This is a genomic window from Mesorhizobium sp. SEMIA396 (assembly GCF_024518615.1).
GTDB lineage: Bacteria > Pseudomonadota > Alphaproteobacteria > Rhizobiales > Rhizobiaceae > Mesorhizobium.
On record NZ_JANIFC010000004.1, the window covers coordinates 238545 to 252335 of the forward strand.

The following is a 13791-nucleotide window of genomic DNA, read 5'->3' on the forward strand; positions in this document are numbered from 1 at the left end:
GGAGTGAAGCGAAGCCGGCACTGCTGAAAACGAACTCCGACGATCCGAATTGAAAATGTTGCAGTTATATCACAGGTCGACCAACCCCAGCGGGATCAGCCCGGTGAGCTTCGACATGTCGGGTCACGACGACGCGGAAGCCGAGCGGTTGTGCGCCGGCCATTTTTTAACGGTCATCGGGGAGGTCGCGATCGAAACAGGGCTGGGTGTCCTCTCCGCCGTGCGTGGCGTGACATGTGGCCTCGCCGATCTGAACGTCATGACGTGTTTCTTCCCGCCCTCGCCGTTACGGGTGCGGGGGATTGGAATGCCGGGTTCGGACAAGGTGCTCATGTTGCGAAGCATGGAAGGTCCGCTGGTCGTTGAGCAGGATGGACGGAAGATAGAAGCCGCGCTTGGAGATTTCCTCTTTGTATCCGGTGAGATGGCCTACGACTGGTATCTGCCGGAAGGGGGCAGGCTGGACTGCGGCAGCCTGCCCGGCGCCGCTTTCCGCGTTTCCGGCGAGACGCTTTCCAGGCTGATGCTGCGACCGATCCCGAGAACGTTTCCTCCGCTCCAGCTTCTGATCACCTACGGCGCTTATCTGTTGATGCGTGGCCCGCATTCTGCCAACGAGGCGGAGATGGCCAATGCCCATTTCAACGAAATACTTCCGCTCGTCGTCGCCTATCTGGAAACCCCATCAACGGTGGAACGTGACCGGCTGCACCCTGTTAAACGCTATATCGATGATCACCTGGGGGATGGCGATCTGAGCATTTCCGCTGTGGCCGCTGTCCTCGATGTTACACCACGATATGTCCAGAAGTTGTTTCAGCGCGAAGGGACGACATTTTCGAGATATCTTCTCGAACGGCGCCTGGCCGAGGCGCGCAAGCTGCTGTTGCGGGGAACGGGAACGCTTTCGATAGGCGCCACTGCCTATGAAGTCGGTTTCGGGGATATCTCCTACTTCAACCGCACCTTCCGAAAGCGTTATGGCGTGGCGCCTTCCAGCGTTCGGGATGAAGCGCGGCAGACCCTTGGTTGAGTGGCTAATAGCCCGGGCAGAGACCGTCGGAATAGTGCGGCGAACCCTTGGGGCGTTGCCGATACTGCGTATACGAGGATACCTACATCCGTTAAGCTGAGCGCCGCGTCAAACGGGAGCATCGATTGCAAGGATTTGCGGAAAGCGTGATGCAGGGGCCGCGAACCGTGGCCGAACAGGTCGCCAATGTCCTGCGCGAAGCGATTGCCGGTGGAACCATCAAGGCGGGCACTCCGCTGCGCCAGGACGAATTGGCCGAGCAGTTTGGCTTCAGCCGCATGCCAATTCGTGACGCCCTTCGCCAATTGGAAGCCGAAGGCATTGTTTCCATCCATCCGACAAAAGGCGCGCAGGTCGCCCGGATGGACGGCGCCGAGATCGGTGAAATCTACGCACTGCGCGAACTGCTTGAATGCGAGGCGGTGCGGCTTTCGCTTCCCAACCTCGCCGGCGCGAAGCTCGACGAGGCGGAACAGGTGCTCGACCAGATCGACGCGGAGCGCAATGTCGGCCGATGGGGTGCGCTGAACCGTGCCTTTCATCTGGCTCTCTACGACGCCTGCGGTAACCGTCGATTGCTCGGCCTGATCGAGGCGCACCACAATGCCGCAGATCGCTACGTCCGCATCCTCCTGTCGAACCTGGATTATCGCAGCCGCTCGCAGACGGAGCACCGCGACCTGCTGGCCGCCTGCAGGGCGCGCAAGGAGGACAAGGCCATAAGCATTCTGAGGCGGCATCTTCGCGAGGGAAGCGAGACGCTGGTCAGCGCGATCAGGGAAGATGGCCTGTCGCGAAAATCCTGACGGCGTGGCTTGAGCTCCGGTTGCCTCTGCGCGCGATCACTGCCACATATTGCAACATCGATACTCGATCCAGGATCATCATGTCCCCCGACAGCAGCCTGCCGGCGCGCGCCCTTGCTCCACGTCGCCACGAAGAGATCCTGCGGCGGCTGGGCGCTCACGGGTCTGTCAGTGTCGCCGAGCTGGCCGGGTTCTTCGATGTCTCACGCGAAACCATCCGCCGCGACCTGAAACTGCTGTCGGATAAAGGACAGCTCGGCATCGTCCATGGCGGCGCTGCCCGTTTCGAGCCGAGCGAACCGGCAATGAGCCTGCGCAGCCAGGAGAATGCCCGGGGCAAGGCTGCGATCGGCAGGATAGCTGCCGGTCTTGTGAAGGACGGCATGGTGGTGTTCCTCGATTCCGGCACCACCACGCTGGCCGTCGCACAAGCCATGACCGACCTGCGCGATCTCACCATCTGCACGGCGAGCCTCCCGATCGCGCTTCTGCTGTGCCACGTCTCAGGCATGCGCGTGCATATGCTGGGTGGCGAAGTCGATCCCGGCGAAGAAGCAGCCTCCGGCATCGACATGCTCGAAGCCATGGCGCGCTTTCGCGTCGACATCGCCTTCCTCGGTGGTGGCGCGCTGTCGCCCGACGGCGAGGTGACCGATTTCACCCGCGCCGGCGCCGAACAGCGCAGCCGCATGATCGCGCTTGCCGCCAAAACCTACTTCGTTCTCGACAGCAGCAAGTTCGCAAAGCTGACGCCGCTCAGGATCCCGAATTTTCAGCACGCCGCCGGCGTGATCGTCGATGCGAAGCCGCAGGCCGACATCGCCGAAGCGCTTGCGCGCAAGGGGCCTGAGCTGATGGTTGCATCTTGATGTGATATTTTGTGGCATTTTGTGTTGATATTTGGAATTCGACTGCTATGATCCGGCTCGTGTCAAAACGGCAGGATCTCCCATGGCAAACCAATTTCCCACCCAGGCGCGCGTCGTCATCGTCGGCGGCGGTATCATCGGCTGCTCGGTCGCATATCACCTGACGAAGCTCGGCTGGACCGATGTTGTGCTGCTCGAACAGGGGCAACTCAGCGGTGGCACCACCTGGCACGCCGCAGGGCTTGTCGGCCAGTTGCGCAGTCACTCCAACATGACCAGCCTGATCAAATACTCCACGCAGCTCTATGGCGAGCTGGAAGCCGAGACCGGGCTTGCCACCGGCTGGAAGAATTGTGGCTCACTGTCGGTGGCGCGGACCGCCGACCGCATGACGGTGCTGAAGCGCACGGCCGCATCGGCACGCGCCCAGGGCGTCGACATCGACGTGATTTCGCCGAAGGAGGCGGCGGATCTATGGCCGGTCATGGCGACCGACGATCTGGTCGGCGCCGTCTGGCTGCCGGGCGACGGCAAGGCCAATCCGACCGATCTCACGCAATCGCTCGCCAAGGGTGCGCGCAATCGCGGCGCGAAAATTATCGAGCGGGTCAAGGTCACTGGTATCAGCCAGAGGAATGGTGTCGCCTGCGGTGTCGAGACGGATCGCGGCAACATTGCCGCCGAGATCGTCGTCAATTGCGCCGGCCAGTGGGCGCGCAAGGTCGGGCTGATGTGCGGTGTCTCGGTGCCGCTGCATTCGGCCGAGCACATGTACATCGTTACCGGCAGGATCGAGGGCGTGCATCCGGACCTGCCCGTGATGCGCGACCCCGACGGTTTTATCTACTTCAAGGAAGAGGTCGGCGGCCTGGTCATGGGCGGCTTTGAGCCGCACGCCAAGCCGTGGGGCATGAATGGCATTCCCGAAAATTTCGAGTTCGCGCTGTTGCCGGACGATTGGGATCAGTTCGAGATCCTGATGGAAAACGCGCTGGTCCGCGTACCGCAATTGGCGGAGGCCGAGGTCAAGAAATTCTACAACGGTCCCGAGAGCTTCACGCCGGACAACAATTTTCTCCTTGGCGAGGCGCCGGAGCTGAAGAATTTCTATGTCGGCGCCGGCTTCAATTCGATGGGCATCGCCAGCGCCGGCGGTGCGGGCAGGGCGCTGGCGGAATGGATCGTCAATGCCGCGCCGACCATGGATCTATGGCCGGTCGATATCAGGCGTTTCGCCCCCTTCAACAACAATCCGCGCTGGCTGCATGACCGTGTCAAGGAAACGCTCGGCCTGCACTACGCCATGCCGTGGCCGAACCGCGAACTGGATACCGCACGGCCGTTCCGCCGGTCGCCGCTCTACGACCGGCTCGCCGTCAAGGGCGCCTGCTTCGGTTCCAAAATGGGCTGGGAGCGCGCCAACTGGTTCGCGGCACCGGGAGAAAAAGCCGAAAACGACTATGCCTTCGGCCGTCAGAACTGGCACGAGGCGGTCAAGCGCGAGACGAAGGCGACACGCGAAGCCGTCGCCGTCTTCGACCAGACCTCTTTCGCCAAGCTCCTCGTGCAAGGCCACGATGCCTGCGCCGCGCTCAACTGGATCTGCGCCGGAAATATCGACGTACCGGTCGGTACGTCTGTTTATACGGGCGTGCTCAATGCACGTGGCGGCTATGAAAGCGATTTCACCGTGATGCGGCTTGGCGTGGAGAAATTCCTTATCGTCACCGGTTCGGCGCAAGCCATCCACGATGCCGACTGGATCGTCAAAAACATCCCGTCCAACGCGCATGCAATCTTGACCGATGTCACCTCGTCCTACGCGGTACTGGCATTGATGGGGCCGCGCTCGCGCGATCTGCTGGGCAAACTCTCCTCGGCCGATCTCTCCAACGCCGGCTTTCCCTTCGCCACCATCCGCGATATCGATATCGGCTATGCCACCGCCTATGCCAACCGCATGACCTATGTCGGCGAACTGGGCTGGGAACTGATCGTGCCGACCGAATTCGCCGTCGGCGTCTATGAGGCACTGCATGAGGCTGGCAGCGAGTTTGGCCTGATCGATGCCGGTTACTACGCGCTCGACGCCTTGCGTATCGAAAAGGGTTTTCGCGCCTGGGGTCGTGAGCTGACGCCAGATATCAATCCCTGGCAGGCTGGGCTTGGCTTCGCCGTCGCGATGGACAAGCCGGGTGACTTTATCGGCCGCGACGCGCTGGTTGAGACGAAGCCATCAGCACCGGCAAGACGCGTCGTGCTGTGCACGCTCGATGATGCCGAGCCGATGCTGTGGGGCGGCGAACTGATCCTGCGCGACGGCAAGCCGGTCGGCGAAGTCCGCTCGGCCGCCTACGGCCACACGCTTGGCCGCTCGGTGGCGCTCGGGCTGATCGAGAACGAGGCGGGCGTCGATGCTGCGTTTCTCACCGGTGGTCGTTTCGAGATCGACCTTGCCGGCGTTCGCCATGCCGCGACAGCACATCTGCGCAGCCCCTACGATCCGAAGTCGGAGCGGGTGAAGGCTGATGTGGTGGAGGTTCGCGCTGCCGCCTAATCCGCCGACATGGACCTTGCCATATCCAGGAACGCCCGCACCAGTTTGCCGCCGCTGCGTTCACGCAGGCAGATCAGCGCTTCGTCCATCAGGGTCTCGGGAGCATCGATGGTGATCGGCACCAGCCGCGAATCCTGGCCGAATTCGGCCGCCGAGACAAAGCCGATGCCGGCGCCCGATGCGACGATCTCGCGGACCGCTTCGCGGCCCTCGGCTTCGATCGCCGGCCTGAGTTCGATTTTCGAGGCGGCTGCGAGATCTTCGAGTTTCTGACGCGTCTTCGAACCGCGCTCGCGCATGACCAGCGATTCCTGCGCGAGTTGCTTGAGGGTGAGCGACTTTTTCGCGGCCAGCGGGTGGTCGATGGATGCAAACGCGATGATCGGCGTCGAGTTGAGTTTCAGCACCTCGAAATCGCGCCCTGTCGGCACCTCGCCCAGCACGCCGATGTCGGCATCGTAGCTGTAGAGGCTGCTGATCACCGTCTCGGTGTTGCCGGCGCGCACCGAAACCTGCACGCCGGGGTAGCGGGCCCGGAAGCTGCCGAGAATGTGAAGCAGATGATGTGCGGCATCGGCGACGATGCGTAGCGTGCCGGAACGCAGCGCGCGCGACTCCGTCAGCAACTCCAGCGCCTGTTGCTCGGTATCGAACATGCGGTGGGTTATCTCGAGCAGCTTTTGGCCCGAATGGGTCAGCGTGACCTGCTTCTTGTTGCGGTTGAACAACAGCACATCATACTCTTCCTCGAGCTTGCGCACCTGGTCCGAGATCGCCGGCTGGGTCAGGAAGAGCGCTTCGGCAGCGCGTGAAAAGCCACCGGAGATGGCCACCTGGTGAAAGGCCCGCAATTGGACGTAGCGCATCTTACGTGCCTCCGACATTTCTGAAATCGCCAACATCCTATCATAAGTACAGCTTGGGAAAAGATAGAAATGAACGATTTGACTTATGTTTAGGCAGCCATCAGCCTGAGTGTGGGTCGACGTCTCTGCCGGCCGTTGGCCGGGAGGTCGCTATGCAATTTTCCATCATCCTGCTGCACCTGGCGGGTGCCGTCATGCTGCTGCTCTGGGCCGTGCACATGGTGCGCACGGGCGTCGAGCGCGCCTGCGGCCCTGCCTTGCGCGATGCGCTGAGACAGGCGCGGGGTGCGCGGATCAGGTCGGCGGGCGTCGGCACCGTGCTTGCCGTGCTGCTGCAAAGCTCGACCGCAGTCGCCATCCTGGCGGCCGGGTTTGCCGTCAGCGGCATGGTTTCGGTGTCGGCGGGGCTGGCGATCCTGCTGGGCGCCGACCTCGGTTCCGCTCTGGTCGTCCAGGTGCTGTCGTTCGATCTGAGCTGGCTGGTGCCGGCGCTGATCCTGGTCGGCGGCGCCATGGCCCTGAAGTTCGAGGCGCGCGGCATCAAGCAGGGCGGACGCATCCTGATGGGCGTCGCCTTCGTTCTGTTGTCGCTGCATATGATCGGCGAGGCGACCGCACCCATGCGGCAGAGCACCTTGCTGCCACTGGTGATCTCCTACCTGCGCGCGGACTATTTCACCGCCTTCGCCGCTGCTGCCCTGTTCACATGGCTGATCCACTCCAGCGTAGCGGCGATCCTGCTGTTCGTCACGCTTGCCGCGCAAGGCGTCTTGCCGGTCGAGGTCGGCCTGTTCTTCATCCTCGGCGCCAATTGCGGTGGTGCGCTGATTGCGGTGTGGCTGACACGCGGCGATGCCGTCGAGGCGCGCCGTGTCCCGCTTGGCAATCTGATCTTTCGCGGCACGACGGCGCTCGCCGCCTTGTTTGCGCTTCAGGCCGTGACCTTCCCGGCGCATCTGTTCGGCGTAACCGAAGGCCGCCAACTGGTCAACCTGCACCTTGCCTTCAATCTGGTACTCGTCATCGGCTGCTTGCCGTTCACCGGCACGATGGAAAAGCTCGCCACCTTGCTGATCCCCGACAGGCCAGCGGCAAAGGCAGGGGAGGCTGGGGACCTGATGTCACGCCGCACCAGCGCGCTCGACCGCACCGTCATGCGCACACCCGGTCTCGCTCTGGCCAGTGCGACCCGCGAGTTGCTGCGCGTGGGCGAAGTCGTCGAGGTGATGCTGCGCCCGGTGATGGATTTCTTCGACGCCGGCACCGCCGACCAGATACGCCAAGCCCAAAAACTCGATGAGGAGGTCAACCGCGCCCACACCGAGATCAAGCTCTACATTGCCGAAGTCAATCGCGGCAGCATGAGCGCGGCCGAGGCGCAGCGCGGCATCGAGCTCACCGACTTCGCCATCAATCTCGAACGCGCCGGCGATATCGTCGCCAAGAACCTGCTCGTGCTCACCCAGGAGCTGCGTGACAAGAACCTGCGCTTTTCACGCGACGGCTGGAGCGAACTGGCCGGGCTTCACAACCGTGTCATGGCCAACATGCAGCTTGCGCTCAATGTGCTGGTGTCGAGCGATCTCGAGTCGGCGCGGCAACTCGTCGTCGAGAAGGAGCATATGCGCAGACTGGAACGCACGAGCCACGACCGTCACCTCAAGCGCCTGCAATCGGGAATGCCGCAGAGCATCGACACCAGCGACATCCATCTGGAGGCGGTGCGGGCACTGAAGGAAATCAACTCGCTGATGGCTTCTGTCGCCTATCCGCTGCTGACGCAGAGCGGTGATCTGCTCGAAAGCCGGCTGGCGAGAGGGGCAGCGGAAGGGAGGGCTCCTGCACTGGCCTGACGGGTGACATTCTCCGCTGGCGAGTGGCAATCTTTGCCATCGTTAGAATCGATACATCGATACAAAATAACGATTTTACAAATAGATCATTCAGGCCAAGAATAAGGCCACATCGAACGCAGATCGAGCGGAGGACAACATGCTCGCCGAGACGAAATTTGCCGCGGAGCCGCTGGCCAGTCCGGCGCTGGGCGAGCCGTATCTTCTGACCCCAGGGCCGCTTACCACGGCCTATTCGGTCAAGGAGGCGATGTTGCGCGACTGGGGATCGTGGGACGGCGACTTCCGCGCCATGACATCGGATATGCGTCGCCGCCTGCTGGCGCTGACCGGGGACAGGAACGATGAGTTCGACTGCGTGCCGATGCAAGGGAGCGGTTCCTTCTGCGTCGAAGCGATGCTGGGTTCGTTTGTGCCCAGAGATGGCAAGGTTCTGGTGCTGGCCAACGGCGCCTACGGCCTGCGCGCCGCGCAGACCATGCACTATCTCGGCCGCGCCTACACGCTGATCGACAAGGGCGACTATCTGCCGCCGCGCGGCGACGAGGTGGCGGCGGCCCTCGCGGCCGACCCTGATATCACCCATGTCATCGCCATCCATTGCGAGACCAGCTCCGGCATCCTCAATCCGGTCGCCGAGATTGCGCAAGCCGTCCATGCCAAGGGTCGCAAGCTGCTGGTCGATTCCATGAGCGCCTTCGGCGCCGTAGCGCTCGACGTCAACGATATCCGCTATGAGGCGATGGTCTCGTCCGCCAACAAGTGCATCGAGGGCGTTCCGGGCTTCGGCTTCATCATCGCCCGCAAGAGCGAGCTGGAGGCTGCCAAAGGCAGGAGCCATTCGCTGTCGCTCGATGTCCACGCCCAGTGGGCGCACCTCAACAAAACCGGCCAGTGGCGCTACACGCCGCCGACGCACGTCGTCGCTGCCTTCCTCGAAGCACTGCGCCAGCACGAGGCCGAAGGCGGCGTCGCCGGCCGTGGCGCTCGCTATACGAGGAACCGCGACGTCATGGTGGCCGGCATGCGCGACCTCGGTTTCGAGACACTGCTCGGGGATCGCTGGCTGTCGCCGATCATCGTCACCTTCTTCAACCCGGCCCATGCCAGTTTCGCCTTCGACCGCTTCTACGATCTGATGAAGGACAAGGGCTTCATCATCTATCCGGGCAAGCTGACCGCCGTCGATAGCTTCCGCGTCGGCTGCATCGGCCAGATGGACGAACATGTCATGCGCCGCGTCGTCGAGGCGGCGGCCTTCTCGCTTCATGAAATGGGCGTCGACACCGCCGCTCCACCCGCCGCGGCACTCGCCGAACGCGCCAAACTCGCCGCCTGAAGCGGCCGATCTCGAGGATATCAGATGAACCAGATGTCTCCCATCAACGTCGCGGTCAACGGCCGCACCTACGCCTGGCCGCGTGTGCCGGCCATCGCCATCTGCCTTGACGGCTGCGAGCCGGCCTATCTCGATGAGGCGATCGAGGCCGGGTTGATGCCGGCGCTGGTCAGGATCAAGCAGAAGGGCACCGTACGTTTTGCGCACTCTGTCATTCCGAGCTTCACCAACCCCAACAATCTGTCGATCGCCACAGGAAGGCCACCGTCGGTGCACGGCATCTGCGGCAACTATCTCTATGAGCGCGAGACCGGCAAGGAAGTGATGATGAATGACCCGCGCTTCCTGCGCGCGCCGACCATTTTCCAGGCCTTCTACGATGCCGGCGCCAAGGTCGCCGTGGTCACCGCCAAGGACAAGCTGCGTGCCTTGCTTGGCAAGGGCCTTGCCTTCGATGAAGGCCGCGCGCTGTGCTTTTCGGCGGAAAAATCCGACACCACCACCAGGGCCGAGCACGGCATCGACAATGCCTCGAAACATTTTGGGCTGCCCGTGCCGGAGGTCTATTCGGCCGAACTGTCGGAATTCGTCTTTGCCGCCGGTGTGCAGCTGCTGAAGGAGTTCCGTCCCGACATCATGTACCTGACGACCACAGACTATGTGCAGCACAAATACGCGCCGGGCGTGCCGCAGGCCAACGCCTTCTACGAGATGTTCGACAAATACCTGACCGAGCTTGATGCGCTTGGCGCGGCGATCGTCGTCACCGCCGACCATGGCATGAAGCCCAAGCACAAGGCGGACGGTTCGCCCGACGTCGTCTATGTCCAGGACCTTCTCGACGAGTGGCTGGGCAAGGACGCCGCCCGCGTCATCCTGCCGATCACCGACCCCTATGTCGTGCATCACGGCGCGCTCGGCTCGTTTGCCACCGCCTATCTGCCTGATGGCGCAGATCAGGCCGGCATCATGGCCCGGCTGGCGAAGATCGACGGCATCATGCTGGTCGTCGACAGCCCGACGGCGTGCGAGCGCTTTGAGCTGCCGGCAGATCGCATCGGCGACATCGTGCTGATCTCGACCGAGAACAAGACGATCGGCACCTCAGAACATCGCCATGACCTGGCGGCTCTGAACGAACCGCTACGGTCGCATGGTGGGCTGACCGAGCAGGAGGTGCCGTTCATCGTCAATCGTGTGCTGCCGGAATTGCCTGATGAACCTGTGTTGAGAAACTTCGACGCCTTTTACTACGCCACAATGGCGGCGGCACTGGCGGGCTGAGCGCTAGTGTCGACCCCCCACTCCGCCTCGCTACGCTCGGCACCTCTCCCCCGATCGACGGGGGAGAGGAAGGCGCCAGGGTTAGCCGCGGCTTAGCCGGGAAACGTGGGGGCGCCGACTTCGCCTGATTTCCTCTCCCCCGTCGATCGGGGGAGAGGTGGCCCGAAGGGCCGGAGTGGGGGTCGACCCCGCGACGTACCCAAGAATCTGCTGGAGCAGAACCCATGACCAAACTCGACCCTTCCATCAAAGTCCGCCACGAGCCGATGCGCATTGCCGGCAAGAAAGTTGATGCCGACGGCGTCGTCGAGGTGCGCTACCCCTGGAACGACACCGTTATCGGCACCGTGCCGGCCGGGCGTGCCGAGCACGCGCGAAAAGCATTCGAGATCGCCGCCAGCTACAAATCGAAGCTGACGCGCTACGAGCGTCAGCAGATCCTGTTCCGCGCCGCCGAGGCATTGGCGTCGCGCCGCGAAGAAATCTCCGATCTCATCACGCTCGAGCTCGGCATCTCCAAGACGGACTCGCTCTATGAGGTCGGCCGTGCCTATGACGTGTTCACGCTGTCGGCGCAGATGTGCATCCAGGATGACGGCCAGATCTTCTCCTGCGACCTCACCCCGCACGGCAAGGCGCGCAAGATCTTCACCACCCGCGAGCCGTTGAAGGCGATCTCGGCGATCACGCCGTTCAACCACCCGCTCAACATGGTCTCGCACAAGGTGGCGCCGGCGATCGCCACCAACAATTGCGTGGTGGTCAAGCCGACCGAATTGACGCCGATGACGGCGCTTCTCCTGGCCGACATTCTCTATGAAGCCGGTCTGCCGCCCGAAATGCTGTCGGTGGTGACCGGCTGGCCCGCAGACATCGGCAACGAGATGATCACCAACGACAATATCGACCTGATCACTTTCACCGGCGGCGTGCCGGTCGGCAAGATGATCGCCCGCACCGCCGGCTACAAGCGCCAGGTGCTGGAACTCGGCGGCAACGACCCGCTGATCATCCTCAACGATCTCTCCGACGAGGATCTGGCCAGAGCCGCGGATCTGGCCGTCGCCGGCGCGACAAAGAACTCCGGCCAGCGCTGCACCGCGGTCAAGCGCATCCTGGTTCAGGAAAGCGTCGCCGACCGCTTCGTGCCGCTGGTGCTGGAGCGGGCGAAAAAAATCCGCTTCGGCGATCCGATGGACCGCTCGACCGACCTTGGCACCGTCGTGCACGAGAAGGCGGCGGCGCTGTTCGAAGCCCGCGTCCACATGGCCGCCGAGCAGGGCGCCGAAATCCTCTACAATCCGGGTCGTCAGGGCGCGTTGCTGCCGCCGATCGTTGTCGATCGCGTTCCTCACACATCCGAATTGGTGATGGAGGAGACGTTCGGCCCGATCATCCCGATCGTTCGCGCGCCGGACGACGATGATGCGCTGATCGCACTGTCCAACTCGACCGCCTTCGGCCTGTCGTCGGGCGTCTGCACCAACTCTTTTCCGCGCATGCAGAAATACATCGCCGGCCTTCAGGTCGGCACCGTCAACATCTGGGAAGTGCCGGGCTACCGCATCGAGATGTCGCCCTTCGGCGGCATCAAGGATTCGGGCAATGGCTACAAGGAAGGCGTCATCGAGGCGATGAAGAGCTACACCAATGTGAAGACATTTTCGCTGCCCTGGTCCTGACCGGGCGGCATTGACGGATAAGACAACCGAGGGAGCGTTCGCCGCTCCCTCATTCGCGTTTCGGAGACCATGATGGCCGCGATCAAAGAGCTTGTGCACACCGAAGGCGATTCCAACACCACAGCGGCTCGCGGCCGATGGGATGCCGGGCAGGACGATCCGCGGATCCGCGGCTTGCTCGATCGCGACGCGGCTGCCTTCATGCACCAGAGTCTGTCCAGCCCCTGCCTTTCGACCATCGCGAAGGCGCAAGGCATCTGGATCGAGGACACCGCTGGCCGCCGCTTCATGGATTTCCACGGCAACAGCGTGCATCACCTCGGCTACGGCCATCCAAGGCTGGTCACGGCGATCAAAAAGCAGCTCGATGAGCTCTGCTTTGCGCCGCGCCGCTTTACCTGCGAGCCCGCCGTCGAGCTGGCGGAGAAGCTGGCGGCATTGGCGCCCGGCGATCTCGGCAAGGTGCTGTTCACCACCGGTGGTTCGGATGCCATCGAGGTCGCGCTGAAGATCGCCCGCGCCGCGACCGGCCGCTTCAAGACGGTGTCGTTCTGGGATGCGTTCCACGGGGCCGGCTTCGGCGCTGCAAGCGTCGGCGGCGAGGCGACCTTCCGCTCGCACATATCAGGCCCGATGATGACCGGCACCGAGCACGTCGCACCCTGGGACGGCTATCGCTGTCCCTATGGCCACGATTCCCTCGAAACCTCGGGGCTCGCTTGCGCCAACATGATCGCCTATGTGCTCGGCCGCGAACAGGACGTGGCGGCGGTCGTCGCAGAACCGATGCGGGCGACGCCCAACCCGCCGCCGCCCGGTTTCTGGAAGCGGGTTCGCGAAGCCTGCGACCGGCACGGCACGCTGCTGATCTTCGACGAGATCCCGACCGGGCTGGGCAAGACGGGAAAATTCTTCGCCCACGAGCATGATGATGTGACGCCCGACATCGTCGTCCTCGGCAAGTCGCTCGGCGGCGGCATCCTGCCGATCGCCGCCGTCATCGCGCGCCGCGACCTCGACGTCACCGGTGGCTTCGCGATCGGCCACTACACCCACGAGAAGAACCCGGTGACGACCCGCGCCGCACTGACGACGATCGACATCATCCTGGAGGAAGGATTGGTCGAACGCGCGGCCGAACTTGGCCGGCACATGCTGGAGCGTATGCAGCACCTGATGGCGCGCTCGCCCCATGTCGGCGACGTCAGGGGCAGGGGACTGATGGTCGGCGTCGAGCTCGTCGAGGATCGCGATACGCGCGAGCCGGCGCGCGATCTCGCCGAACGCGTCTTCTATGCTTGCCTGGGGCAGGGGCTGAGCTTCAAGGTCAGCCAGGGCAATGTGCTGACGCTGTCGCCGCCGCTGGTCATTTCGAAAGCTGATCTCGATCGTGCGCTCGACATCCTCGAGACCGCCGTGCTGGCGGCCTGACCATGAAGGCCGTGCGCACCGACCGCGAGCTCGAATGCCCCGAAATCGACGCGGGCTTGCGGGCGAGGGGG

General features: G+C 63.2%; 10 protein-coding genes. 9 read left to right on the top strand and 1 reads right to left on the bottom strand.

The features are described 5' to 3' along the window. The first annotated feature begins 103 nt into the window (after window positions 1–103). The 4 genes from NP503_RS33400 (at window position 104) to NP503_RS13165 (ending at window position 5265) form a co-directional block, all read left to right on the top strand. Window positions 104–1033 (top strand): AraC family transcriptional regulator, encoded by a 930-nt coding sequence (locus tag NP503_RS33400; protein ID WP_164748649.1) that lies wholly within the window; start codon window positions 104–106, stop codon window positions 1031–1033. Window positions 1034–1182: 149 nt separating this feature from the next. Next, a complete protein-coding gene (locus NP503_RS13155) occupies window positions 1183–1839 on the top strand; it encodes a GntR family transcriptional regulator (RefSeq protein WP_127266983.1) in 657 nt (218 codons plus the stop codon). An 80-nt stretch (window positions 1840–1919) separates the two neighbouring features. Then, entirely contained in the window at window positions 1920–2708 is a 789-nt protein-coding gene (locus NP503_RS13160) for a DeoR/GlpR family DNA-binding transcription regulator (protein WP_127266984.1), read from the top strand. An 82-nt stretch (window positions 2709–2790) separates the two neighbouring features. Next, window positions 2791–5265, top strand: coding sequence for an FAD-dependent oxidoreductase (locus NP503_RS13165; protein ID WP_127266985.1), 2475 nt, complete (start codon window positions 2791–2793; stop codon window positions 5263–5265). Here the strand turns inward: NP503_RS13165 and NP503_RS13170 are convergent. Further along, entirely contained in the window at window positions 5262–6131 is an 870-nt protein-coding gene (locus NP503_RS13170) for a LysR substrate-binding domain-containing protein (RefSeq protein ID WP_127266992.1), read from the bottom strand. The two genes, NP503_RS13165 and NP503_RS13170, sit on opposite strands and share 4 nt — an antisense overlap. 152 nt (window positions 6132–6283) lie before the next feature. Between NP503_RS13170 and NP503_RS13175 the strand changes: the two genes are divergently transcribed. The 5 genes from NP503_RS13175 to NP503_RS13195 all read left to right on the top strand — a co-directional run bounded on the left by NP503_RS13175 (window position 6284) and on the right by NP503_RS13195 (window position 13720). Further along, a complete protein-coding gene (locus tag NP503_RS13175; protein WP_127266986.1) occupies window positions 6284–7984 on the top strand; it encodes a Na/Pi cotransporter family protein in 1701 nt (566 codons plus the stop codon). A gap of 139 nt (window positions 7985–8123) precedes the next feature. Further along, on the top strand, window positions 8124–9323 hold the full coding sequence (locus NP503_RS13180) for a 2-aminoethylphosphonate--pyruvate transaminase (protein ID WP_127266987.1): 1200 nt from the start codon (window positions 8124–8126) through the stop codon (window positions 9321–9323). Window positions 9324–9347: 24 nt separating this feature from the next. Beyond that, window positions 9348–10607, top strand: a complete 1260-nt coding sequence (gene phnA / locus NP503_RS13185) for a phosphonoacetate hydrolase (RefSeq protein ID WP_127266988.1) — start codon at window positions 9348–9350, stop codon at window positions 10605–10607. A 224-nt stretch (window positions 10608–10831) separates the two neighbouring features. Then, window positions 10832–12289 (top strand): phosphonoacetaldehyde dehydrogenase, encoded by a 1458-nt coding sequence (gene phnY / locus NP503_RS13190; RefSeq protein WP_127266989.1) that lies wholly within the window; start codon window positions 10832–10834, stop codon window positions 12287–12289. Between the two features lie 72 nt (window positions 12290–12361). Further along, window positions 12362–13720, top strand: a complete 1359-nt coding sequence (locus tag NP503_RS13195; RefSeq protein ID WP_127266990.1) for an aspartate aminotransferase family protein — start codon at window positions 12362–12364, stop codon at window positions 13718–13720. The last annotated feature ends 71 nt before the right edge of the window (window positions 13721–13791 follow it).